The organism is Ideonella sp. A 288 (assembly GCF_002198735.1).
Taxonomy (GTDB): Bacteria; Pseudomonadota; Gammaproteobacteria; order Burkholderiales; family Burkholderiaceae_C; genus Pseudaquabacterium.
The window spans coordinates 1-23235 of sequence record NZ_MWLO01000101.1 but is presented as its reverse complement, the minus strand read 5'-3'; the positions used below and the strand labels follow the sequence as shown (position 1 = coordinate 23235).

The window sequence follows — 23235 nt, the reverse complement described above, 5'->3', positions numbered from 1 at the left end:
CCCCTCACCCCGTCCCCCAAGGAGCTCACCATGAAGCGCATTCAAAAAGGTTTCACCCTGATCGAACTGATGATCGTCGTTGCGATCATCGGCATCCTGGCCGCCGTCGCCCTGCCGGCCTACCGCGACTACATGATCAAGGCGCGGGTGTCGGAAGTCGTGACCGCCGCCAGCGCGTGCCGCTCCAGCGTGGCCGAGACCTATCAGACCGCGCGTGTAGGTGTTGCACCCGGTGCCGATGGTTGGGGCTGCAACGAAGGCGCCAGCGCCTCGACCAAGTTCGTGTCCACCATCGCCACCGACCTGAACGGCGTGATCACCATCACCGCCTCCAACCACGCCGACCTCGGCGCCGCCGGTGGCATGACCATCACGCTCACGCCGTACATTGATGAGAACACGCCGGCGGTCATCGCTGACTTTGGCAAAACGATCCATAGCTTCCGCTGCACGTCGGGCAACGTGAAGTACGCCCCGGGTTCCTGCAAGTAAGCTTCTCATCCTCGGCCTCCGACCGAGCACAAACGGGCACCTTCGGGTGCCCTTTTTTTCGTTTCCCCCCAAGGACCCGAGGAATGGCCTTCGCCCTGCGCACCGTCATCGCCGGCCTGATGTTGCTGGGCCTGGCCTTCGTGTGGCCGGGCCACTTCGACCCCTGGGTGTCGTACCACCAGCAGTGGGTGGCCGCGCTCGGGCTGTGGGTGCTGGTGCTCGGCATCGTGCTCGGCCACCGCGGGCCGCCCCACGGCTGGCCCTGGCCCGCCTGGCTGGCCATGGTCCTGGCGACGGTGGCACCGCTGCAGTTCGCCGCCGGCCAGATCGACTATCGATCGGACGCGGTGCTGCCACCGCTGTACCTGCTGGGCGTGGCCGCGGGCCTCGCGGCCGCCCAGCAATGGCGCCTGGGACCGGCCGGTGTCGACGCGACCGCGCTGCTGCTGAAGGCGCTGCTGGCGGCCGCGGTCGGCTCCACCTGCCTGGCCGTGGCGCAGTGGGTGGACGTGGGTGTGCTGGACATCTTCATGATCAACCTGCCGCCGGGCGGGCGGCCGTTCGGCAACCTGGGGCAGGTGAATCACCACGCCACGCTGCTGACGCTGGGCATGGTGGCCTTGTGGTGCCTGTACGAACAGGGCGAGCTGCGCGCCTGGGTGGCCGCGCTGGCGGCGGCGTGGCTGGGCTGGGGCCTGGCCATGGCGCAGTCGCGCACCAGCTGGCTCAACCTGCTGGTGCTCGCGGCGGCCTGGGTGCTGATGCGCCGGCGCCTGTCGATCGGCACGCCACTGCCGGCGGTGTTCAGGACGCCGCTGCCGGCGGTGGCCGGCTGGCTGGCCTTCGTGGCCGGCGCCACCGTGGCCTGGAAGCCGTTGTCGGGCGCGCTGCGGTTGGCACCGCCCGACGCACTGGCCGAGCGCATGGCCGCCGGGCCGCGCACCGAGATCTGGTCGGCCATGGCCGATGCGGTGCTCCGGTCGCCATGGACCGGCTACGGCTGGAACCAGGTGGCACGGGCCCAGATGGCCGTGGCGGGCGACCGCGACGCCTCGCACCGGCTGCTGCACAGCGCCCACAGCGTGCTGCTCGACATGCCGCTGTGGTTCGGCATCCCGTTGGCGCTGGTGATCGTCGGCCTGGCGGGGCTGTGGCTGTGGCGCCGCGCACGGGCCTGCGCCAGCGCCGAGCAGCTGGCCTTGCTGGGCGGCCTGGCCTGCCTGCTGGTGCACGGCCTGCTCGAGTACCCGCTCGAGTACACCTACTTCCTGTTCCCCGCGGCGCTGATGGCCGGCCTGCTGCACGGTGCGCAGCGGGTGCCGACCGGGCCGTCCGTGGCCCCGCCGGTGGTGGCTGCGCTGCTCGCGGGGTCGTTCGCCCTGCTGGTGTGGATCGAGCACGAGTACCTGCGGCTCGAGGCCTCGAGCCAGACGGTGCGCTACGCCGCCGTCGGCCTGGAGCCCGTGCAGGCCGGGCTCGACTCGATCCCCGACATCCTGCTGCTGGATGCCCCGCGCGACCAGCTGGTGCACATGCTGGCGCCGACGCGCGCCGGCATGGCGCCGGCCGAGTTGCAGGCCATGGCGCGGGCCGCCCAGCGCTACCCCACCTCGTCGACCCTGATGCGCCTGGCCGCGGCGCAGCAGAAGAACGGCCAACCCGGCGACGCCGACCTGACCGTGCGGCGCCTGTGCAGCATCCACCTGCCCCCCCGCTGCCGCGAGGCGCGCACCCTGCTGCTGCAGCTCCGCGGACCCACCGGCGCACCGCCTGGCCAGACCACGCGGTGAACCTGGGCGGCGCCCTGCGCCGCCCACCGAAGTCGGCCCAAGCACCGCGGTGCCGAGCGCCACACGGGGCGCCGCGGCCCCGCTGATACCATCGAATCGGCTCGGGCCGCAGCGCATGCCGACCGGCCACGCCGTCCCCTCGCCACCGATCCGATGCCGTCACCGCTTGTCATCATCGCGGCACTGCTCACCGCAGCCGCCCCCCTGCTGGCCTACAACCAGGCCCCGTCCCCCACGCTGCTGAACCAGTGCCTGGCCTTCGGCACCTGGGGCGGTTTCGTGCTGGCGCTGGCGCCGGGGCGGCTGTCGGTGCAGGGCTGGCCGCTGCAGGCGGCGCTGCTGGCGCTGGTGGGCGGGGTGCTGTGGTCGTGGGGACCAGGGCAGCTGCCGTCGTCGCTGGCGCTGTCGTCTCTGAGCCTGCTGCTCGGGGCCATGGTGCTGGCCTGGGCCGGCACCGAATCGGCGCGGCAGCGCGATGGCGTGGCGGTGTTCACCGCCTTCGCCACCGGCCTGCTGGTGGCCGGTCTGCTGAGCGTGCTGGTAGCGCTGGTGCAGGTGTTCCTGCCCGACTGGGCCGACGGCGGCCTGATCGCGCACAGTGGCCTGGTCGGCCGCGCGGTGGGCAACCTGCGCCAGCCCAACCACCTGTGCAGCCTGCTGCTGTGGTCGGTGATCGCCACGGTGGCGCTGCTGGAACTGCGCCAGCTGTCGCTGGGCGTGGCGGTGGCGGTGGTGGTGGCCCTGGTCTTCGCGGTGGAGCTGAGCGCGTCGCGCACCGGTGCGGCCGGCCTGGCGCTGCTGGCGCTGTGGGGCGCCTTCGGCCGCGGCCTGTCGCGACCCACCCGCGCGCTGCTGCTGGCCACGCCGCTGATCTACGCGGCGTCCTATGGCGCGATGCTGGCCTGGGGCGAGTGGACGAACCAGGCCTTCGGCGCCGAGGCGCGGCTGGCCGCGGCCGCGGGCGGCATCGACAGCCCCAACACCCGCTCGCGCATCTGGGGCAACGCGCTGGCCCTGATCGCGCAGCAGCCCTGGACGGGCGTGGGCTTCGGCGAGTTCAACCTGGCCTGGTCGCTGACGCCCTTCCCGGGCCGGCCGACGGCCTTCTTCGACCACACCCACAACCTGCCGCTGCAACTGGCGGTGGAACTGGGCCTGCCGCTGGCATCGCTGGTGCTGGCGCTGCTGGGCGCAACGCTGATCCTGGGCTGGCGGCGCAGCCGGGCGGCCGGTGGCGCCATCGGCGTGGCGGGCATGTCGGCCTGGATGATGGTGCTGATGATCGCGCTGCACAGCCAGGTGGAATATCCGCTGTGGTACGCGTACTTCCTGCTGCCGGCGGCCTTTGCCGGCGGCTTCTGCCTGGGCGTGCCGGCGGGCGCGCTGCCGCAGCGGCAGTCGCTGGCCGGGGTGGTGGCCGGCGCGCTGCTGGTAGCCGGGGCCAGCGTGGCCCTGGTCGACTACCTGCGCGTGGTGGCCATCTATTCGCCGGGCGAAGCCGCCGGCCCGCTGGCCCGCCGCGTCGAGGAGGGCCAGCACAGCCTGCTTTTCTCCTACCACGGTGATTACGCGGCCGCCACCACGCCCGAACTCGGCGCCGGCGAGGCGCTGGCCTTCGAGCGCGCGCCGCACTTCCTGATGGACACGCGGCTGATGATGGCCTGGGCCCGGCACCTGGACAGCACCGGCCGCACCGACCTGGCGGTGGTGCTGGCCGAACGGCTGCGCGAGTTCCGCAACGCCGATGCGAAGGAGTTTTTCGCGGTGTGCGAGACCCCCGGCGCCGCCGAGTTCCAGTGCCGCACGCCGACGCGGCAGCCGAACTGGCGCGAGTACCTTCAGCCGCTGCCACCCGACGGGGTGGGTGCGGCAGGCGCCGCCCGCGCGCCTCAGCCCGGCGCGGCGCCTTCGGCCACCCAGTGACCCGACTTGCCGCCCTGCTTCTCGAGCAGGCGGATGTCGCCCATGACCATGCCGCGGTCGGCGGCCTTGCACATGTCGTAGATCGTCAGCAGGCCCACCTGCACGGCGGTCAGGGCCTCCATCTCGACCCCGGTGCGGCCCACGGTCTCGGCCTGCACCTCGCAGTGCACCGCGCTGGCGGCCTTGTCGAGGCGGAACTCGGCGGTCACGCGCGTCAGCGGCAGCGGGTGGCACAGCGGCACCAGTTCGGACGTGCGCTTGGCCGCCTGGATGGCCGCGATGCGGGCGATGCCGATCACGTCGCCCTTCTTCGCGGTGCCCTGGGCGATCAGCGCCAGCGTGGCCGGCAGCATGCGGATGGTGCCGGTGGCGCGGGCCACACGGTGCGTCTCGGCCTTGGCGGCCACGTCCACCATGTGGGCCTGGCCCTGCAAATCGAAATGGGTGAGCGGCGAGACCATGGCGGCTGGGGATCTTCACGTCCGGGAAATGTGTCGGTGCGATGATAGCGGCGCGTTCCACCGGGCCGGGCCCGGCCGGAGCGCCCCGAAGCCACCGATGCCCCGCCACACCCCCCCACGTCCCACGCGCCGCGCGCGGCGGCCGCTGTGCGCGACGCTGGCACTGTCGTTGCTGCTGGGCATGGCACCGGCCGCCCACTCGCAGCCCCTGCCCGACGTCCCGTCGCAGGTGCGCCTGCCGGCGCTGGGCGAATCGGCCTCGGACGACTTCAACCTCAGCACCGAGAAGCGCCTGGGCGAGCAGATCATGCGCGAGATCCGGCGCGACCCGGACTACCTCGACGACCCCGAGCTGATGGACTACCTGCAGTCGGTGTGGGGCCCGCTGGTGGCCGCGGCCCGCCAGCGCGGCGACATCGGCGCCGACGTGCAGGGGCTCTTTCCGTTCGAGGCCTTCCTGGTGCGCGACCGCAGCGTCAATGCCTTCGCGCTGCCCGGCGGCTTCGTCGGCGTGCACCTGGGGCTGATCGCGATGACGTCCACGCGCGACGAGCTGGCCTCGGTGCTGGCGCACGAGCTGTCGCACGTCAGCCAGCGCCACATCGCCCGCAGCGTGACGGCCAGCCAACGCAGCAGCACGCTGGGGCTGGCGGCGCTGATCCTGGGCGTGCTCGCGGCCAGCCGCAGCTCCAGCCCCGACGCGGCGCAGGCCGCCATCGCGGGCAGCCAGGCGGCGGTGGCGCAATCGCAGCTCAACTTCTCGCGCGACATGGAGCGCGAGGCCGACCGCACCGGCCAGGCGCTGATGGCGCAGGCCGGCTTCGCGCCATCGGGCATGGCCGCGATGTTCTCCAAGCTCGACAACACCAACCGGCTCAACGACAACGGCGCCTTCCCCTACCTGCGCAGCCACCCGCTCACGATCGAGCGCATCGGCGAGGCGCAGCAGCGCGCTGCGCAGTCCGGCGCCGGCGGCGCGGGCTCCACACCCGAGTCGCTGCGCTGGCATGCGCTGATGCAGGCCCGGGCGCGCGTGCTGATGGACCCGGGGGTCGATTCGGCCCGCCGCCTGCAAGACCTCGACCGGCGCGAAGGCGGCCTCGACGAGCGCCTGGCTGGCCTGTACGCCAGCGGCCTGGCCTCGATGGCCCTGCGCGACTTCACCCGTGCCGCACAGGTGGTGGCCACGGCGCAGGCGCTGCCCGCGCTGCAGCAGGACGGCCCGGCGCGGCGCGTCTTCAGCCACATGGCGCTGCGCCTGGCGCTGGCCCGCAGCGACCGCGACGCCGCCCTGCGCGCCCTGGCAGCGATGGAGGGAGACCGCTCGCGCTCGGCCATGCTGCTGCGCGCGCAGGTGGCGCTGGTGACCGACGACGAGGCGGCCGTGCGCCGCAGCGCCGAAGCGCTGCAGACCTGGGTGGCCGAGCGCCGGCTCGACGCGCTGGCCTGGCAGCAACTGGCGCACTGCGCCGAACGCCTGGGGCAGCCCTTGCGCTCGGTGCGCGCCTCGGCCGAAGCGCAGGCCGCGCTGGGCGACCTGCCGGGCGCGATCGACCGCCTGCGCGCGGGCCAGCAGTTGGCGCGCAAGGGCACCGTCGGCGGTGACTTCATCGATGCCTCGGTCATCGATGCGCGGCTGCGCGAGCTGCAGGCCCAGCGCCGCGAGTTGATGGCCGACCAGCGCGGCGGCCGCGGCAACCGGGGCGACGCGCCCGAGTAGCCGCGCCCGGGCTGCCACGCCGATCGGCGCGCGTCGCACGCGGTCACATCCCACACACAGCGCCGCCCCGCAGGGCCGCGCCGCCCTGCCTACACTCGATGCCCGGGGCGAACACTCGACCCGGGGGCACGACGATGAGGTGGCGGGCACAGTCAGACCACGGCCTGGAGCGGGCTGCGGCACGCGGGCGGTCGGGCATCGGATGGCGGATGGCGGGCCTGCTGTTCGCACTGGCCGCGCCGACGGCCGTGATGGCACAGTCGCCTACTCCGCCGCCGTTGACGTCCGCGTCAGCCTCATCGGCCACCGATGCCTCGGCGCCAACCACCCCCGCCCGCATCAGCGGCATCACCCCGCAGGGCGAGGTGGCGCAGGTGCGGCAGGTGGTGGTGCGCTTCAGCCAGGCCGTGGTACCGCTGGGCGACCTGAAGCGCCCGGCGCCGGTGACGGTGGCCTGCAGCGGCCCGGTGCCCGCGGCCGACGGCCGCTGGACCAGCGAGCGCGAGTGGGTGCAGGACTTCCGCAGCGCACTGCCGCCGGGCGTGCGCTGCAGCGTGCGCGCCGTGCCGGGCTGGGCGCCGCTCCAGGGCACGCTGGCCCCGATGGCCGAGCACCGCTTCTCGACCGGCGGCCCTGCGGTGGCGCGCATCGAGCCCTGGGAAGGCAACACGGTCGACGAAGACCAGCACTTCCTGCTGCGCCTGACCGGCCCGGCCGTGGCCGCCACCGTGCAGTCGCAGGCCTGGTGCGAGGTGGACGGCATCGGCGAGCGCATCGCCGTGCGCGTGGTCGACGGCCCGGCACGTCAGCAGGTGCTGGACGCGCGGCGCGTGCCCGCGGCCGAGCGCGCCAGCGCGTTGCTGCTCACCTGTGCTCGGCCGCTGCCGGCCCAGGCCAAGCTGCGCCTGGTGTGGGGCCCCGGCATCGCGGCCGCAGCAGATGCGGCGGTGACGACGCGCGTGGCGCAGCGCTTCCGCTACCAGGTGCGGCCGCGCTTCAGCGCCGAGTTCAGCTGCGAGCGCGAGAAGGCCCAGGGCCCGTGCATGCCGCTGCGGCCCCTGGTGTTGCGCTTCTCGGTGCCCTTGCCCCAGGCGGCACTGCAATCGGCGCGGCTGGTGGATGCGCAGGGGCGCGAGACAGCACCGCAGGCCGACGAGTCGGGCGACGGCCAGGAGGCCCGCTTCGCCGCGCCGCTGCCCGAGAACGCCGCGCTGCGCGTCACGCTGCCGCGCGACCTGAAAGACCCCGCGGGCCGGCCGCTGGCCAATGCCGCCAGCTTTCCCTTGGCGGTGGCCACCGGGCCGATGCCGCCGCTGGCCAAGTTCGCCGCCGCGCCCTTCGGCATCGTCGAATGGGGGCCCGAGGCCATGCTGCCGGTGACGCTGCGGCATGTGCAGGCCGAGCTGCGGCCCGCCGCGCCGGGCGGCTCGGCCCCGTCGACTGGCACGGTGCGCCTGCACCGCGTCGCGCCGAAGGACTGGCTGGCCTGGATGGGCCGGCTCGACAAGGCGCTGGCCAACGAGCGCAGCACCCGCCAACAGCCGATGCTGACGCGTGAAGCAAGCGTTCGGCGCCTCGACCTGCCGGCGGTGGCGGGCAGCGACCCGCGCGCGTCCGAGGTGGTGGGCATCCCGCTGACCGAGCCCGGCTACCACGTCGTCGAGATCGAGTCGCGCGTGCTCGGCGACCGGCTGCTCGACCCGCCGGCACCGATGTTCGTGCGCACCGGCGTGCTGGTCACCAACCTCGGCGTCCACTTCAAGCGCGGCCACGAGAACGCGCTGGCCTGGGTGACCACGCTCGACCGCGCCCGGCCGGTGCCCGGCGCCGAGGTCACCGTGCACGACTGCGTGGGCAAGCCGCTGTGGCAGGGCCGCACCGGTGCCGACGGCCTGGCGCGCATCGACGTGGCGCTGGCCGACCCGGACATCGGCCACGAGTGCACCTGGCAGGCGGGCTACTTCGTCACCGCGTCGCACGCGGCCGCCGGCGCGTCGGTGCAGGACATGGCCTTCGTCTTCAGCAGCTGGCACAGGGGCATCGAGCCCTGGCGCTTCAACCTGCCCACGGCGATGGACGGCGGCGGCACCGGCGCCGCGCCGCGGCTGAAGCTGCACACGGTGTTCGACCGCACGCTGCTGCGCGTCGGCGAGACGGTGTCGATGAAGCACATCGCCCGCGCCGAGGTGGGCAGCGGCCTGCGCGACGCCGATACCGCCGCGCTGCCGTCGACGCTGAAGATCGTGCACGTGGGCAGCGGCGACGAGGTGGCGCTGCCGCTCAGTTTCGATGCCAGAGGCCGCGCGGCGCTGTCCACCTGGGCCATCCCCGCGACGGCGAAGCTGGGCCTCTATGACGTGCAACTGCACGGCGCGAAACGCGAATGGTCGACCGGCCAGTTCCGCGTCGAGGCCTTCCGCGTGCCGCTGGTCGATGCCCGGCTGGCGCCGCCCACCGCGGCGCAGGTGGCGCCAGCGTCCATCGCACTGGGCCTGCAGCTCACGCACCTGGCCGGCGGTGGCGTGGCCAGGGCGCCGGTGCGCACCAACGCGCTGCTTCGCGAGCGGGCCATCGAGTTCCCCGACCGCGAGGGCTGGTCGTTCAGGCCGCCGAGCGAACCGGGCCAGCGCGCCGAGCCCGGCGACGACGGCGCCGCCGATGGCGCCAAGCTGGTCGTCGACCGCCAGGCCGCCAGCACCGATGCACAAGGGGCCGCGACGCTGACGCTCGGCGGCCTGCCCAAGCTCACGCGCCCGTCCGAACTGCAGGTCGAAGTGAGCTTCGACGACCCCAATGGCGAGCGCCAGACCGTGGCCTCGCGCGTGCCGCTGTGGCCGGCCGCGCGCGTGGTGGGCGTGAAGGCCGGCAGCTGGGCCGCGGCGCAGGGCAGCGTCAAGTTCCAGGCGCTGCTGCTCGGCCTGGACGGCAAGCCGATCGCCAACGGCAAGATCGCGGTGCAGGCGCGATCGACCCAGTGGCAGGCCACCCGCAAACGCCTGGTCGGCGGCTTCTACGCCTATGACCAGCAGGCCACGCACAAGGACCTGGGCACGGTGTGCGAAGGCTCGACGGATGCGCGTGGCCTGCTGCTGTGCGAGGCCGCGCTCAGTGCGGCGGGCGAGGTGGAGCTGGTGGCGCGCAGCGCCGACGAGGCCGGCCGCATGGCCGAGTCGGCGACCACGGTGTGGGTGACGCGGCAGGGCGAGCTGTGGTTCGAGCAGGACAACGACGACCGCATCGACGTGATCGCCGACACGCGCAACGTGGCCCCCGGCGGCACCGCGCGGCTGCAGGTGCGCATGCCCTACCGGCAGGCCACCGCGCTGGTGAGCGTGGAGCGCGAAGGCGTGCTGTGGAGCCGCGTGGTCACGCTGCAGGGCAGCGACCCGGTGGTGGAGGTGCCGATCCCGGGCGGCAAGTCGAGCGAAGCGGCGGGCAACGCCGCCGGCGCCTCCTGGGCCCCCAACGTCTACGCCAGCGTGCTGGTGCTGCGCGGCCGGGTGCGGCATGTGCCGTGGTATTCGTTCTTCACCTGGGGCTGGCGCGGGCCGGTGGAATGGTGGCGGGCCTTCCGGCACGAGAGTGGCGACTACCGCGCGCCGACGGCGATGGTCGACCTGGCGCGGCCCTCGCACAAGTTCGGCGTGGTGCCGCTGCGCATCGGGCTGGACGCGCACCGGCTCGACGTGAAGGTGAGCCCCGACCGGGCCGACTACCGCGTGCGCCAGACGGTGAAGGCGCGGGTGCAGGTGCTGCGCGGCAGCCAGCCCGCGGCCGGGGCCGAGATCGCCTTTGCGGCAGTCGACGAAGGCCTGCTGGCGCTGATGCCCAACCGCAGCTGGGCGCTGCTCGAGGCGATGTTCGAGCCGCGGCCCTGGAACGTGGAAACGTCCACCGCGCAGGGCGAGATCATCGGCCGCCGCCACTTCGGCCGCAAGGCGGTGCCGGCCGGCGGCGGCGGCGGGCGCAACCCGACGCGCGAGCTGTTCGACACGCTGCTGCTGTGGCGCGGCAGCGTGACGCTGGACGCGCGCGGCGAGGCGCTGGTGGAGGTCCCGCTGAACGATTCGCTCAGCAGCTTCCGCCTGGTGGCCATCGCCAGCGACGGCGCCGACCGCTTCGGCACCGGCAGTGCCAGCGTGCGGGTGACGCAGGACCTGCAACTGCTGCCCGGCCTGCCGCCGGTGGCGCGCGAGGGCGACCGCTTCGACGCGGTCTACACGCTGCGCAACACCACCGCGCAGCCGATGGCGGTGCAGGCGACGCTGGCGGTGACGGTGCAGCGCGAGGACGGCGCGGCGCCGGCCGCTGGGGCAGCATCGGCCAGGTCGGCCGCGTCACCCACCTCAGCAGCATCGGCCGGGTCGGCCGCGCTGGGGCTGTCGCCGCAATCGGTCAACGTGCCCGCGGGCGGCGCCGTCGAACTGCGCTGGCCGATCGAGGTGCCGGCCGGTGCCACGCGGCTGAGCTACGAGGCCTCGGCGCAGGCCGCCAGCGGGGGCGGGCGCGACCGCGTGGGCACCGTGCAGCGCATCGGCGCGGTGGTGCCGCTGCGCGTGTGGCAGGCCACGCTGAAGCCCCTGGACGGCACGCTGGGCCTGCCGGTCGAACCGCCGGCCGGGGCCTTGCCGCTGCAGGGCCCGAAGGCCGGCGGCGTGCAGATCGGCCTGCAGCCCACGCTGGCCGGTGCGCTGCCGGGCATCCGCCGCTACTTCGAGACCTACCCCTTCAGCTGCCTGGAACAGCAGGCCTCGCGCGCGTTGGCGTTGAAGGATTCGGCCGCCTGGTCACGCCTTGGCGAGGCGCTGGTGGGGCAGCTCGATGCCGACGGTTTGGCGCTGTACTACCCGGCGCAAGTTGGCGATGCGCCGCGTGGCAGCGACCGCCTCACGGCGCACCTGCTGGCCGCCGCGCACGAGGCCGGCCAGCCGATCCCGGACGCCCCGCGTGAGCGCATGCTGCAGGCGCTGACGGCCTTCGTCGAGGGCCGCCTGATGCGCGAGGGCTGGAGCCCGGCCAGTGCGCGCGGGCTGGACCTCGAGGTGCGCAAGCTGGCCGCCCTCGAGGCCTTGTCGCGCCACGGCCGCGCCGCGCCGCGCCACCTGCAGTCGATCACGATCGACCCGAACCGCTGGCCCACCGCGGCGGTGATCGACTGGCTGCGCCTGCTGCAGCGGCTGGACGGCCTGCCCGATCGCGCCGCGCGCCGCGCCGAGGCCATGTCGATCCTGCGCGCGCGCCTGGGCTACGCCGGCACCACGCTCACCTTCAGCACCGAGGCCAGCGACCAGTGGTGGTGGCTGATGGACAGTGGCGACGCCAACGCCGGCCGGCTGATCCTGGCCGTGGTCGACGACCCGGCCTGGAAGGACGAGCTGCCGCGGCTGGTCCTGGGCGCGCTCGGCCGACAGCAGCGCGGCGCCTGGCTCACCACCACCGCCAACCTGTGGGGCGCGCTGGCGCTGGAGCGCTTTGCCAGGGTGCACGAGTCGGCCACGGTGACCGGCCGCACGGTGGCCACGCTGGGCACGGCGCGCAGCGAGCTCGACTGGGCCGCCGCGCCGCAGGGCGGCCGCCTGGCGCTGCCCTGGCCGCCGCAGGCCGGCGCCTTGAACGTGACGCAGACCGGCGGCAGCGGCCGGCCCTGGCTCAGCGTGCAGGCGCTGGCCGCGGTGCCGTTGACGGCCGCGGTGTCGGCCGGCTACCGCGTCACCCGCAGCCTGGCGGCCGTGGAGCGCAAGACCGACGGCCAGTGGACGCGCGGCGACATCGTGCGCGTGCGGGTCGAGATCGACGCGCAGGACGACATGACCTGGGTGGCGCTGAACGACCCCGTGCCCACCGGCGCCACGCTGCTGGGCAGCGGCCTGGGCCGCGACTCGGCCCAGGCCACACGCACCGAGCGGCGCGAAGGCGCGGCCTGGCTGGCCTTCGAGGAGCGGGCGCAGGACGCGTACCGTGCCAGTTGGGAGTTCATGCCGCGCGGCCGCCACGCCATCGAGTACACGATGCGGCTGAACAGCGCCGGCCGCTTCGCGCTGCCGCCGTCGCGGGTGGAGGCGATGTACGCGCCCGACCGCTTCGGCGAGCTGCCGGGCGGGGTGATCGAGGTGCGGCCGTGAGCGGCCCCGGCCCGGCACGCGCAGACCACACCGCGCGCCGTGCGTTGGGCCCGCCTGTGACGCGTCCGCTGCTGGTCGTCGCATTGACCGCGATGCTGGCGGCCGCCGCCGGCACGTGCTCGGCGGCGGTGCCCGGCTTCGTCGAGGTGCAGCAGGCGCACCGGCCATCGGACACGTGGTTCGTCGACCGCCACGGCGAACCGCTGCAGGCGCTGCGCACCGACCTGCAGGCGCGCCGCGGCGCGTGGCTGCCGCTGGCGCAGTTCTCGCCGGCGCTGCGCGAGCTGGCGGTGCAAGGGGAGGACCGCCGCTTCTGGACGCACGCCGGCGTTGACTGGCCGGCCGCCGCGCGCAGCGCCTGGGCCAATGCGCAGGGTCGCGGCGCGGTGCAGGGCGCCTCGACCATCACCATGCAACTGGCCGCGCTGCTCGACCCCGCGCTCGATCGGCCGTCGGGCGGCCGCAGCCTGGGCCAGAAGCTGTCGCAGGTGGCGGCCGCGCGCGACATCGAGGCCGGCTGGCGCAAGCCGCAGATCCTCGAGGCCTACCTCAACCTGGTGCCGCTGCGCGGCGAGCTGGTGGGCGTGCCGGCCGCCGCGCAGGCGCTGTTCGGCAAGCATCCGTCGGGCCTGGACCGGGCCGAATCGGCGCTGCTGGTGGCGCTGCTGCGCGCGCCGTCGGCGCCCGCGGCACGGGTGACCGACCGCGCCTGTGCGCTGCTGGCCGCGCCGCCGCGCTGCGAGCGCGTGGCGGCGCTGGCCGAGCGCGTGCTGGCCGGGCGGTCCCACGCAGTCCAGTCACCGACACGCATCGCGGAGCCGCGGTCCGGCGAGGCCCTGGCCCCTCACTTTGCGCGCTGGCTGTCGAGCGCCCCACCGGGCGTGTCCGGTGGCCCGACCATACGCACCACGCTCGACGCGCGCCTGCAGCGCCTGGCCCGGCAACTGCTGCGCGAGCAACTGGCCGAGCTGCAGGGCCGCGAGGTCGAAGACGGCGCAGTGCTGGTGCTCGACAACGCCAGCGGCGAGGTGCTGGCCTGGGTGGGGTCGTCAGGGCCCGGCCTGTCCGAGGCGCACGAGGTGGACGCGGTGCTGGCGCGCCGCCAGCCGGGCTCGACGATCAAGCCCTTCGTCTACGGCCTGGCCTTCGAGCAGGGCCTGCTGACGCCGGCCAGCCTGCTGGGCGACACGCCGGCCGATCTCGACGGCGGCAGCGGCGCCTTCATGCCACGCAACTACGACCACCGCTACCGAGGCTGGGTCAGCGCCCGCACGGCGCTGGCGTCGAGCCTGAACGTGCCCACCGCGCGCGTGGCCGACCTGCTGGGCGCCGACGCGCTGTTCGATCGGCTGCAAGGCTTCGGCATGGCGCTGTCGGGCACGGGCGGCCACCATGGCCTGGCGCTGGCGCTGGGCAGCGCCGACGTGACGCTGCTGCACCTGGCCAATGCCTACCGCAGCCTGGCCAACGGCGGGCTGTGGACGCCGGTGACCGGGCGGCCGCGCGGCACCGCAACGGCGCCTGCGCCGCGCCGCGTGCTGGACACGCGTGCGGCCTTCCACGTGGCCGACATCCTGGCCGATGCGGGTGCGCGCGCGGCCACCTTCGGCCTGGACAGCGCGCTGGTGACGCGCGGCTTCGCCGCCGTCAAGACCGGCACCAGCAAGGACATGCGCGACAACTGGTGCATCGGCTTCACCGACCGCTACACGGTGGGCGTGTGGGTGGGCAATGCCGGGGGCGCGCCGATGCGGCAGGTCAGCGGCACGCAGGGCGCGGCACCGGTGTGGCGCGCGCTGGTGTCGCACCTGCACGAGCGGCAGGTGTCGCGGGCACCGAGGCCGCCGGCCGGCCTGGTGGCCCAGGCGCTGCGCTTCGAGCCGGCGCTGGAGCCGCCGCGCAGCGAATGGCTGCTGGCCGCCGCCCCGGCGACGGTGCCGCTGCGCGTGCAGGCCGGTGAGCAGGTGGTGCTGCAGCGGCCCGCGGGCATCGCCCACCCGCGCGACGGCACGGTGTTCGCGCTCGACCCCGACATGCCCTCGCCGGTGCAGCGCATCCGCTTCACCGGCGAGGCAGGCCAGTGGTGGCTCGACGGCCGGCTTCTTGGCCATGGCCCGTCGCTGGCCTGGGCGCCCTGGCCTGGCCGCCACCGGCTGGCGTTGAAATCGGCCGACGGGCGCGTGGTGGACCAGGTGGCCTTCGAGGTGCGCGGCGCCACGGTGCGGGGCTCGCCCGCCCGGGGCGAACCGGCGAGGCCCTGAAGCGCCCGGGCGATGCGCAACCACCTGGTTGCGCGTGACGGGCCGGTCGCGGCGGCAGTGGCCCGCCGCCTGACGCAGTGCCTCAGGACTCGGTGCGGTTGAAGACGCGCTCCATTGCCACGTCGATGACCATGCCGCACAGGCTGTAGATGATCGAGCCGATCAGCGCGGCGCCGAACCCGGCGACGTTGAAGCCGTCGAGCACGCGGGCCGCGGCCCAGAACATCGCGGCGTTGATGACGAACAGGAACAGGCCCAGCGTGACCAGCGTGACCGGGAAGGTCAGCACCACCAGCAGCGGCCGCACCAGCGTGTTCAGCAGGCCCAGCACGAAGGCCGCGATCAGCGCCGCGGTGAAGCTGGCGACCGACACCCCGGGATAGACATTGGCCACCAGCAGGAGCGCAGCGGCAAGCAGCAACCAGCGAACGATGAGCTTCATGGCCGCCAGCATACACAGTCGCACGCTTCGCCGCGAGACGCCACACCGCCCCTTCGCCGCGGCGAACGATCGGCGTCGACGCGCTTCGACCCGTCGAGCCGGGTACGGGTGACGGTGTCGACCGAGGGGTGCGAGCGAGGCCTTCGGACGGTCTCGGTGGCCTCTTCGAGAGGTCCTTGCACAGGCCCTCGCAAGGGCACTCGCGGCGTGCACTTTCCTCGTCGATGTGCGGTGTCGCGCACACAGTGATGCACAGGGACGACAAAACCCCCTTCTCAGAGGGAAGAAAGCGGGTTTTCAGAGGGAAAACCGCTTCTCAGCCCGAGGACTGCGCAGTAACATCGCGCCCGCAGAGGTCATGAGAGAAACGAGGGTGGACCGATCCCTCGTCCCGGACCCCGGCACATCAACCACTCACGTGATGGAGAGAATCAACATGGCAACTGCGAAGAAGGCTCCGGCGAAGAAGGCTGCACCCGCAAAGAAGGCAGCCCCGGCCAAGAAGGCCGCACCGGCGAAGAAGGCAGCCGCTCCCGCGAAGAAGGCGGCAGCGGCTCCTGCAAAGAAGGCAGCCCCGGCCAAGAAGGCGGCGGCGGCTCCTGCAAAGAAGGCCGCACCGGCCAAGAAGCGCACCCCGAACGCTGCCTTCATGAAGGCCATGACACCGAGCGACGCGCTGGCCGCGGTCATCGGCAAGGGCCCGTACCCCCGCACCGAAGTCACCAAGAAGGTGTGGGAGTACATCAAGAAGAACAAGCTGCAGGACGCGGTCAACAAGCGCATGATCAATGCCGATGCCAAGCTGAAGGAAATCTTCAAGAAGGCCCAGGCATCCATGTTCGAGATGACCAAGATGATCAACGCTCACCTCAAGTGAGCGCCGCACGGGCTGCGCAAGCGGCCCGGGCAGTCAGGACGAAGGCCGGCGCAAGCCGGCCTTTTTCTTGGTGGCTGCACCTCGCGGCCGCGGGCCTTCAACAGGGCCCGGCGGGCAGGTCCTCGAGCGTCTGGGCACACCAGGTGCGCATCGCCTCGTCGCCCACCTGGGCCAGCAGCTCGGTCATCTGCAGGCGCTGCTGCGCCACCTGGGCCACGTCGCCGGCCGCATGCCAGGCCCGCGCCAGGGCCTCGTGCGCGAAGAAGCGCTCGGCGGCATCGGCGCCCTCGGCCAGGCACATCGCCAGGCACTGCCGCGCATGCATCAACGCGGCCTCGCCCTGGCCCAGCTGCGCATGGCACAGCGCCCACTGGTATTCGGCGCGCTCCACGTGCAGCCACGTGCCCGCCGCGGCCCAGGCCCGGCGCGACAGGGCCGCGGCCTGCAGCATCAAGGCGTCGGCGGCCGCATCGCCACGCGGCCCGAGGCGCAGCTCGAGCGCCGTGTTGTTGGCCGTGACCGCATAGGCCTTGCGCGCGTCGGCGTCGGAGTGCGCCGCGGCACGCGCCTCGTCGGCCGCGAGCCAGTCGGCGGCGTCGCGATGCCGGCCGCATCGAGCCGCGGCGAGCACGGCGTTGAGCAGGGCACGCCAGCGCAGCGCGTCGGGCAGGTCGGGTTCGGGCTGGCCTGCCAGCCGGGCCAGGGCCCACTCGGCACGGCGGGCCGAGGCACGCGCCACATGCGGCAAGCATGAAATGAATCGGGCCAGCGCCTCGGCATCGGCCAGGTGCGCCAGCATCACGTGCTCGGCCAGGCGGATGGCCTCGGCCGAATCGGCATCGTCGCCGAGCACCGGTGCCTGCGCGAGCAAGGCCTCGGCAAATTCTCGTGGCCGGGCCGGGTGTTCGTCGGGGGCGCGGTCGAGCAGCGCGCGCAGGGCGCCGGGGTCTCGGATCATGGGCGCGCCTCCTGTCCTTGCTCGATCCGCAGCGCGCGCCAGAGGTCGGCCATCTCGAGGCGGTGCTCCTGGTCGTGCGCCAGCATCGCGGCCAGCACCTCGGCGCCATTGCTGGCCTGGCCGCTGAAGACCACCGGCCGCGCCAGTGCATCGATGGGCAGGCTCGACAACACCGCCAGCGTGCGCCGGCGCTCGGCCACGAAGCGGCGTGCGGCACCTCGCCAGGGGCGCTGCTGGTAGCGGCGCTCGAGCGCGAGCCGGTCGCCATCGACGCCAAGCAGCACCGGCATGACCTCGTCGCGCAGCCGCGCGAAGCGGTGCACCCAGCCGAAGGTCTCGACATCGGCCAGGTGCCACAGGTGCTCGGCGAGCGAGAAGCGGCCCGCGGCCGGGCGTTCGTAGCCCTGCCGCGGCGCCATCGCCACGCGCAGGGCCTGCACCAACTCGGCCGTGCCGGCCAGGTGGCGCACGGCCGAGGCCAGCGCGGCGGCATCGGCCACGCGGCCGGCGCGCAGCGCAGGCGGCAGCGGCGTGGCCAGCAGGCGCGCGAGGTCGTCGTCGGCCTCGGCCTGTGCAGGCTCGCGGCGCGCGGGCCCATCGGCCTCGTGCAGCACGGTGAGGCGGCTACCGCGGGGCGAAGGCGCCAGGCTCAGGTGCAGTTGGCTGTGGCCCCCGTGGCCGTGCACCGCGAGCCACAGGCTCGACGGCGGATCGGCACCGAGGATGGTCAGGCTGAGCGGCCGGCCTTCGGGGTCGAGGCCGTCGAGCCGGGCGCCCACCGCCAGCGGCTGTGCGGGCAACCGCGCGCCCAGGTATCGGCCGAGGAATGCGCTGTCGCACACGCGCCCCCAGGCGGCCGCGGGTGACGCCGGCAGGCTGGACACGTAGAGCTGGGGCAGCGCCGAAGGTGCGCCCTTGCGCTCGCCGGCATGCAGGGCGTTGGGGCCGGAAGGCGTCATGGTGCGTCCTCCAGCGCCCGTTGCAGCGCGGCCAGCGCGGCGCTGCGTTCGCGGGCGGTGGTGGTGACCCAGCGCTCCGGCAAGGCCTGCAGCGGCACCGGGTTGAGGTAGTGCAGCTTCTCGCGGCCACGCCACACCGCCACCAGCAGGTCGGCCGATTCCAGCATGGCCAGGTGCTTGGACAGGGCCTGGCGCGACTGCGGGAACCCGGCCGTCAGTTCGGTGAGGGTGAGGCCGGGCGCGTCGCGCAGGCGGTCGAGCAGGCGCCGGCGGGTGACGTCTGCCAGCGCGCGCAGCAGCAGGTCGAGCTCGTCGTCGGTCATGGCATCGTGCAACACATGGGTTGCATGATGCCCGTGCCCGGCTTGAAACGCAACCATCTGGTTGCGCATGGCAGGCCTCGCCGCACCGAACGGCCCGGGCCGCCCGGCGGCATCGGGCCCGACCCGGCGGCCGGGCTCAGACGCCCAGCTGGCGCGCGACGAAGTCGAGCCGGTCCTGGCCCCAGAACAGCTCGCCGTCGAGCACATAGCTGGGGGCGCCGAAGACACCACGCGCCAGGGCGCGCTCGGTGTTGGCGTCGATGCGCTGGGCCACGGCCGCGGCCTGCGCGTCGTCCAGCCGCGCGGCCGGCAGGCCCTGCTCGGCCAGCAGCGCGGCCAGCGTGGCGGCGTCGGCGATGTCGCGCTCCTGCACCCACACCGCCTGCATCAGCGCGCCGGCCAGGTCGAGCGCGCGCTCGTCGCCATCGTTCAGCTGCACGGCCACGATCAGCCGCGTGGCGGCGTCGCCATTGACGGGAAAGAAGCGCGGCTGGAGATTCATCGGCAGCCCCAGGTGCTGGCTGAAGCGGCGCAGTTCCAGCAGCCGGTAGGCCTGGCGCTGCGGCGCACGCTTGGCCAGGGGCAGGCCGCCGGACACCGGGAATACCCGGCCGCCCAGATCGAAGGGCAGCGGCTCGAGGCGTGCGCCGGCCGCCCGGGCGATGTCGCGCACGCGCTGGTGGCCCAGCCAGGTCCAGGGCGAGTTGGGCACCAGGTAGTACTCGAGGGTGGCGGGCATGGCGTCGGGCATCCTGCAAGTGGGTCGGGCAGTGTAGGACGACGCATCCTGGCGCGCCCGGATCGGCGAAGCGGTTGGCGGAGCCCGCCGCGGTGACGCAGAATGACAGTGCAGCCGCCAGGAAGTTCCCCGGACTCCATGAAATACAACGACAGCATTCAGCGCAGTGCCGAACTGCTCCGGCAGGCTTTGCCGATGATGTCTCGCCAGTCGGCCGCGTTGAACCCCATCAGCTACGCCGTCTGGTACACCTACCTGCGCGAGGCCGAGTCGCCCCTGCGCCAGGCCGTCGACGCCCACCTGCAGCAGCACGGCACGCTGGACGAGGCCGCCACCGAGTCGCTGTACCGCCGCTTCATCGACGACGCCGACCCCGCGGCCGCCCAGCACATGGTCGACGGCGCTCAGCGCCTGCTGGCTGGCATGTTCGACTCGGCCACGCTGGCCAGCAACGAAACCGCGCGCTACGGCCAGACCCTGTCGCGCGTGAGCCAGGCCCTCGACGGCGAGGCGCTGGCCTCGCTGGACGAGGTGCGCGAGCACACCACGCTGATGCAGGCCACGGTGCAGCGGCTGCAGCAGCGGCTGGAGGAAAGCCAGCGCGAGATCGGCTCACTGCGCGAGGAAGTGCGCCGCACGCGCACCGAGTCGCTGCAGGACAGCCTGACCGGCCTGGCCAACCGCCGCGCCTTCGACCAGCGCCTGGCCGCCTGCCTGGCCGCCATGGCGGCCGACCCCGACGCCCCGCCGCCCATCCTGGTGGTGGCCGACATCGACCACTTCAAGCGCATCAACGACAACTACGGCCACGCTTTCGGCGACCAGATCCTGAAGGCCGTGGCCCAGGTGCTGCGGACCGTGGCGCCCGACTCGGGGCTGTCGGCGCGCATCGGCGGCGAAGAGTTCGCGCTGCTGCTGCCCGCCACGCCACTGGAGGCGTCGGTCGGGCTGGCCGAGCGGGTGCGCACGGCCATCGCCGGCAGCCGCATCCGCCGCAAGGGCCATGAAGATCCCATCGAGCGCGTCACCGTGTCGCTGGGTGTCACCGCCTACCGCGCCGGTGAGTCGGCCGTGCAGTTCGTCGACCGCGCCGACCAGGCCCTGTACGCGTCCAAGAGCGGCGGCCGCGACCGGGTGACGACGCTCGGCGCCTGACGGCGAGCGAAGGGCCGTTCGCCGCCCGCTCGGCGTCCCGCACGGCCGAGCCGAGCGATCAGCCCCGCGCCAGCAAAGGCGCCAGGAAACTCCCCGTGAAGCTGTCCGGGCTGGCCGCCACGTCTTCCGGCGTGCCCTCGGCCACCACCAGGCCGCCGCCGGCGCCGCCTTCGGGGCCCATGTCGATCACCCAGTCGGCGGTCTTGATGACGTCGAGGTTGTGCTCGATGACGACGATGGTGTTGCCGGCATCGCGCAGCTGGTGCAGCACGCGCAGCAGCAGCTCGATGTCGGCGAAGTGCAGGCCGGTGGTGGGCTCGTCCAGGATGTAGAGCGTGCGGCCGGTGTCGCGTTTGCTCAGCTCCAGCGCCAGCTTCACGCGCTGGGCCTCGCCGCCACTCAGCGTGGTGGCGCTCTGGCCCAGCGTGATGTAGCCCAGACCCACGTCCAGCAGCGTCTGCAGCTTGCGCGCCAGCGCGGGCACCGCGCTGAAGAAGGGGTGCGCGTCCTCGACGGTCAGCCCGAGCACCTGGCTGATGTTCTTGCCCTTGTAGAGCACCTCGAGCGTCTCGCGGTTGTAGCGCTTGCCGCCGCAGGTGTCGCAGGGCACGTACACGTCGGGCAGGAAGTGCATCTCCACCTTCAGCACGCCGTCGCCCTGGCAGGCCTCGCAGCGGCCGCCGCCGTTGCTGGCCGCCACGTTGAAGCTGAAGCGCCCGGCGCCGTAGCCGCGCTCGCGGGCCATCGGCACCTCGGCGAACAGCTCGCGGATCGGCGTGAACAGGCCCGTGTAGGTGGCCGGGTTGCTGCGCGGCGTGCGGCCGATCGGGCTCTGGTCGACGTTGATGACCTTGTCGAAGGCATCGAGCCCCTCGATCTCGTCGTGCGGCGCGGCCTCGACATGGCTGGCGTAGAGCTTGCGCGCCACCGACGCGTACAGCGTGTCGTTGACCAGCGTGCTCTTGCCCGAGCCCGACACGCCGGTGACGCAGGTGAGCAGGCCCACCGGGATCTCCACCGTCACGCCGCGCAGGTTGTTGCCGCGCGCGTTGACGATGCGCAGCGAGCGCGGCTCGGGCGTGGCGGCCAGCGTGTGGCGCAGCGTGGGCACCTCGATGCGCAGCGCGTGGGCCAGGTAGCGGCCGGTCAGCGACTCGGCATTGGCCGCCACCTCGTCGGGCGTGCCCTGCGCCATGATGCGACCGCCGTGCACACCGGCACCGGGGCCCAGGTCGATGACGTGGTCGGCGGCGCGGATCATGTCCTCGTCGTGCTCGACCACCAGCACGCTGTTGCCCAGGTCGCGCAGGTGGCGCAGCGTGCCGATCAGGCGCTCGTTGTCGCGCTGGTGCAGGCCGATGCTGGGCTCGTCCAGCACGTACATCACGCCGGTCAGGCCCGAGCCGATCTGGCTGGCCAGGCGGATGCGCTGGGCCTCGCCGCCGGACAGCGTGTCGGCGCTGCGGTCGAGGCTGAGGTAGTTCAGGCCCACGTCGTTGAGGAACTTGAGCCGCGCGCGGATCTCGCGCACCACCTTGTCGGCGATCTCGGCCTTGGCGCCCTTGAGGTGCAGCCGCTCGAAGTAGGCCTGCGCGTCGGCCAGCGTGGCGTGCTCGACCTCGAAGATGGCCTGGCGCGGCACGGCCGGGTCGTCGCCGATCAGGAACACGTTGCGCGCCTCGCGCCGCAGCCTTGCGCCGCCGCAGTGGGCGCAGGGCTTGGCGGCCTGGTAACGCGCCAGATCCTCGCGCACCGCGGCCGAGTCGGTCTCGCGGTAGCGCCGCTCGAAGTTGGGCAGGATGCCCTCGAAGGGGTGCGAGCGCTTGACGACGCGGGCCCGGCCCTTGGCGCCTTCGGCCTGGTAGACGAACTCGATGTCCTCGTCGCCCGAGCCGTACAGCAGCGCCTTCTGCGCCTTCTTCGGCAGGGCCTCGAAGGCCACGTCGATGTCGAAGCCGTAGTGCCGGGCCACGCTCTCGAGCATCGAGAAGGTGTAGGCGTTGCGGCGGTCCCAGCCCTTGACCGCGCCGCTGGCCAGGCTGAGCGACGGGAAGGCCACCACGCGCTCGGGGTCGAACACGGTCTGCTGGCCCAGGCCGTCGCAGTGCGGGCAGGCGCCCATCGGCGCGTTGAACGAGAACAGCCGCGGCTCCAGCTCGGGCAGCGCGTAGCTGCACACCGGGCAGGCGAACTTGCTGCTGAACAGGTGCTCCTTGCCGCTGTCCATCTCCAGCGCAATGGCGCGGCCCTCGGCCGATCGCAGCGCACCCTCGAAGCTCTCGGCCAGGCGCTGCTGCATCTCGGGCCGGGTCTTCAGCCGGTCGATGACGACATCGATGTCGTGCTTCTCGGTCTTCTTCAGCTTGGGCAGCTCGGTGGCCTCGACCACCTGGCCGTCGACGCGGAAGCGCACGTAGCCGCGGGCCTGCATGTCGGCAAACAGTTCGGCGAACTCGCCCTTGCGGTCGCGCACCACCGGGGCCAGCACCATCAGCTTGGTGTCCTCGGGCAGCGCGAGCACGGCGTCGACCATCTGGCCCACGCTCTGCGCCTCCAGCGCCAGGTCATGGTCGGGGCAGAAGGGCGTGCCGGCGCGGGCGAACAGCAGGCGCAGGTAGTCGTGGATCTCGGTCACCGTGCCGACGGTGGAGCGCGGGTTGTGGCTGGTGGCCTTCTGCTCGATGCTGATGGCCGGTGACAGGCCTTCGATGACGTCGACATCGGGCTTGTCCATCAGCTGCAGGAACTGCCGCGCGTAGGCCGACAGGCTCTCGACGTAGCGGCGCTGGCCTTCCGCATACAGCGTGTCGAAGGCCAGGCTTGACTTGCCCGAGCCCGACAGCCCGGTGATCACCACCAGCGCGTGCTTGGGGATGTCGAGGTCGATGTTCTTCAGGTTGTGGGTGCGGGCACCACGGACCTGCAGTTGAGGCGTGCCGGCTGGGTGCAGCTGCCGTGGGGTCCCGCCGGCCGGCTGCGGGACCTGCAGCAAGGGAGGGTCGGCGCGGGGGGG

The 23235-nt window shown here is 73.3% G+C and carries 15 protein-coding genes; 8 read left to right on the top strand and 7 right to left on the bottom strand.

The window, feature by feature from the left end:
• The first annotated feature begins 30 nt into the window (after window positions 1-30).
• The 3 genes from EOINJALH_RS09720 (at window position 31) to EOINJALH_RS09710 (ending at window position 4205) form a co-directional block, all read left to right on the top strand.
• On the top strand, window positions 31-492 hold the full coding sequence (locus EOINJALH_RS09720; protein WP_088280154.1) for a pilin: 462 nt from the start codon (window positions 31-33) through the stop codon (window positions 490-492).
• 83 nt (window positions 493-575) lie between these two features.
• A complete protein-coding gene (locus EOINJALH_RS09715; protein ID WP_088280153.1) occupies window positions 576-2282 on the top strand; it encodes a PglL family O-oligosaccharyltransferase in 1707 nt (568 codons plus the stop codon).
• A gap of 153 nt (window positions 2283-2435) precedes the next feature.
• Window positions 2436-4205: an O-antigen ligase family protein gene (locus EOINJALH_RS09710; protein WP_088280152.1), complete on the top strand. Its 1770-nt coding sequence runs from the start codon at window positions 2436-2438 to the stop codon at window positions 4203-4205.
• Here EOINJALH_RS09710 and moaC read toward each other — a convergent pair.
• On the bottom strand, window positions 4172-4666 hold the full coding sequence (moaC, locus tag EOINJALH_RS09705; protein WP_088280151.1) for a cyclic pyranopterin monophosphate synthase MoaC: 495 nt from the start codon (window positions 4664-4666) through the stop codon (window positions 4172-4174). The genes EOINJALH_RS09710 and moaC overlap by 34 nt on opposite strands.
• Before the next feature lie 97 nt (window positions 4667-4763).
• Between moaC and EOINJALH_RS09700 the strand changes: the two genes are divergently transcribed.
• The 3 genes from EOINJALH_RS09700 (at window position 4764) to pbpC (ending at window position 14769) form a co-directional block, all read left to right on the top strand.
• Window positions 4764-6386: a M48 family metalloprotease gene (locus EOINJALH_RS09700; RefSeq protein ID WP_088280150.1), complete on the top strand. Its 1623-nt coding sequence runs from the start codon at window positions 4764-4766 to the stop codon at window positions 6384-6386.
• A gap of 209 nt (window positions 6387-6595) precedes the next feature.
• The gene (locus EOINJALH_RS09695) at window positions 6596-12508 is read left to right on the top strand and encodes an alpha-2-macroglobulin (protein WP_234413757.1); all 5913 of its coding nucleotides are present in this window, start codon (window positions 6596-6598) and stop codon (window positions 12506-12508) included.
• A gap of 56 nt (window positions 12509-12564) precedes the next feature.
• Window positions 12565-14769 carry a penicillin-binding protein 1C gene (pbpC, locus tag EOINJALH_RS09690; protein WP_234413756.1) on the top strand — a complete coding sequence of 735 codons (2205 nt, stop codon included), beginning with the start codon at window positions 12565-12567 and terminating at the stop codon, window positions 14767-14769.
• Between the two features lie 82 nt (window positions 14770-14851).
• Here the strand turns inward: pbpC and EOINJALH_RS09685 are convergent, their stop codons facing one another.
• The gene (locus EOINJALH_RS09685) at window positions 14852-15211 is read right to left on the bottom strand and encodes a phage holin family protein (RefSeq protein ID WP_088280158.1); all 360 of its coding nucleotides are present in this window, start codon (window positions 15209-15211) and stop codon (window positions 14852-14854) included.
• 436 nt (window positions 15212-15647) lie between these two features.
• Between EOINJALH_RS09685 and EOINJALH_RS09680 the strand changes: the two genes are divergently transcribed.
• Window positions 15648-16088, top strand: a complete 441-nt coding sequence (locus EOINJALH_RS09680) for an SWIB/MDM2 domain-containing protein (RefSeq protein WP_088280148.1) — start codon at window positions 15648-15650, stop codon at window positions 16086-16088.
• A 97-nt stretch (window positions 16089-16185) separates the two neighbouring features.
• Here EOINJALH_RS09680 and EOINJALH_RS09675 read toward each other — a convergent pair whose 3' ends face one another.
• The 4 genes from EOINJALH_RS09675 to EOINJALH_RS09660 form a co-directional block, all read right to left on the bottom strand.
• A complete protein-coding gene (locus EOINJALH_RS09675) occupies window positions 16186-17046 on the bottom strand; it encodes an ATP:cob(I)alamin adenosyltransferase (protein ID WP_088280147.1) in 861 nt (286 codons plus the stop codon).
• The gene (locus EOINJALH_RS09670) at window positions 17043-18005 is read right to left on the bottom strand and encodes a DinB family protein (RefSeq protein WP_088280146.1); all 963 of its coding nucleotides are present in this window, start codon (window positions 18003-18005) and stop codon (window positions 17043-17045) included. The genes EOINJALH_RS09675 and EOINJALH_RS09670 overlap by 4 nt, the downstream gene beginning before the upstream one ends.
• Window positions 18002-18328: a helix-turn-helix transcriptional regulator gene (locus EOINJALH_RS09665; RefSeq protein ID WP_088280157.1), complete on the bottom strand. Its 327-nt coding sequence runs from the start codon at window positions 18326-18328 to the stop codon at window positions 18002-18004. The genes EOINJALH_RS09670 and EOINJALH_RS09665 overlap by 4 nt, the downstream gene beginning before the upstream one ends.
• A gap of 136 nt (window positions 18329-18464) precedes the next feature.
• A complete protein-coding gene (locus EOINJALH_RS09660; RefSeq protein ID WP_088280156.1) occupies window positions 18465-19067 on the bottom strand; it encodes a 2-hydroxychromene-2-carboxylate isomerase in 603 nt (200 codons plus the stop codon).
• A 138-nt stretch (window positions 19068-19205) separates the two neighbouring features.
• On the opposite strand from EOINJALH_RS09660, the gene EOINJALH_RS09655 reads away from it, so the two are divergent.
• The gene (locus tag EOINJALH_RS09655) at window positions 19206-20222 is read left to right on the top strand and encodes a GGDEF domain-containing protein (protein ID WP_144289955.1); all 1017 of its coding nucleotides are present in this window, start codon (window positions 19206-19208) and stop codon (window positions 20220-20222) included.
• Window positions 20223-20280: 58 nt separating this feature from the next.
• Here EOINJALH_RS09655 and uvrA read toward each other — a convergent pair whose 3' ends face one another.
• Entirely contained in the window at window positions 20281-23148 is a 2868-nt protein-coding gene (gene uvrA, locus EOINJALH_RS09650; RefSeq protein WP_088280155.1) for an excinuclease ABC subunit UvrA, read from the bottom strand.
• Window positions 23149-23235: the final 87 nt, after the last annotated feature.

Excerpts from the sequence above, each read along its gene's own strand:
- EOINJALH_RS09655 (WP_144289955.1), top strand. The coding sequence starts at position 19,206 with ATGAAATACAACGACAGCATTCAGCGCAGTGCCGAACTGCTCCGGCAG.
- EOINJALH_RS09720 (WP_088280154.1), top strand. The coding sequence starts at position 31 with ATGAAGCGCATTCAAAAAGGTTTCACCCTGATCGAACTGATGATCGTC.
- EOINJALH_RS09710 (WP_088280152.1), top strand. The coding sequence starts at position 2,436 with ATGCCGTCACCGCTTGTCATCATCGCGGCACTGCTCACCGCAGCCGCC.
- EOINJALH_RS09715 (WP_088280153.1), top strand. The coding sequence starts at position 576 with ATGGCCTTCGCCCTGCGCACCGTCATCGCCGGCCTGATGTTGCTGGGC.
- EOINJALH_RS09695 (WP_234413757.1), top strand. The coding sequence starts at position 6,596 with ATGGCGGGCCTGCTGTTCGCACTGGCCGCGCCGACGGCCGTGATGGCA.
- EOINJALH_RS09685 (WP_088280158.1), bottom strand. The coding sequence starts at position 15,211 with ATGAAGCTCATCGTTCGCTGGTTGCTGCTTGCCGCTGCGCTCCTGCTG.
- EOINJALH_RS09665 (WP_088280157.1), bottom strand. The coding sequence starts at position 18,328 with ATGACCGACGACGAGCTCGACCTGCTGCTGCGCGCGCTGGCAGACGTC.
- EOINJALH_RS09675 (WP_088280147.1), bottom strand. The coding sequence starts at position 17,046 with ATGATCCGAGACCCCGGCGCCCTGCGCGCGCTGCTCGACCGCGCCCCC.
- EOINJALH_RS09670 (WP_088280146.1), bottom strand. The coding sequence starts at position 18,005 with ATGACGCCTTCCGGCCCCAACGCCCTGCATGCCGGCGAGCGCAAGGGC.
- EOINJALH_RS09680 (WP_088280148.1), top strand. The coding sequence starts at position 15,648 with ATGGCAACTGCGAAGAAGGCTCCGGCGAAGAAGGCTGCACCCGCAAAG.
- moaC (WP_088280151.1), bottom strand. The coding sequence starts at position 4,666 with ATGGTCTCGCCGCTCACCCATTTCGATTTGCAGGGCCAGGCCCACATG.
- EOINJALH_RS09660 (WP_088280156.1), bottom strand. The coding sequence starts at position 19,067 with ATGCCCGCCACCCTCGAGTACTACCTGGTGCCCAACTCGCCCTGGACC.
- EOINJALH_RS09700 (WP_088280150.1), top strand. The coding sequence starts at position 4,764 with ATGCCCCGCCACACCCCCCCACGTCCCACGCGCCGCGCGCGGCGGCCG.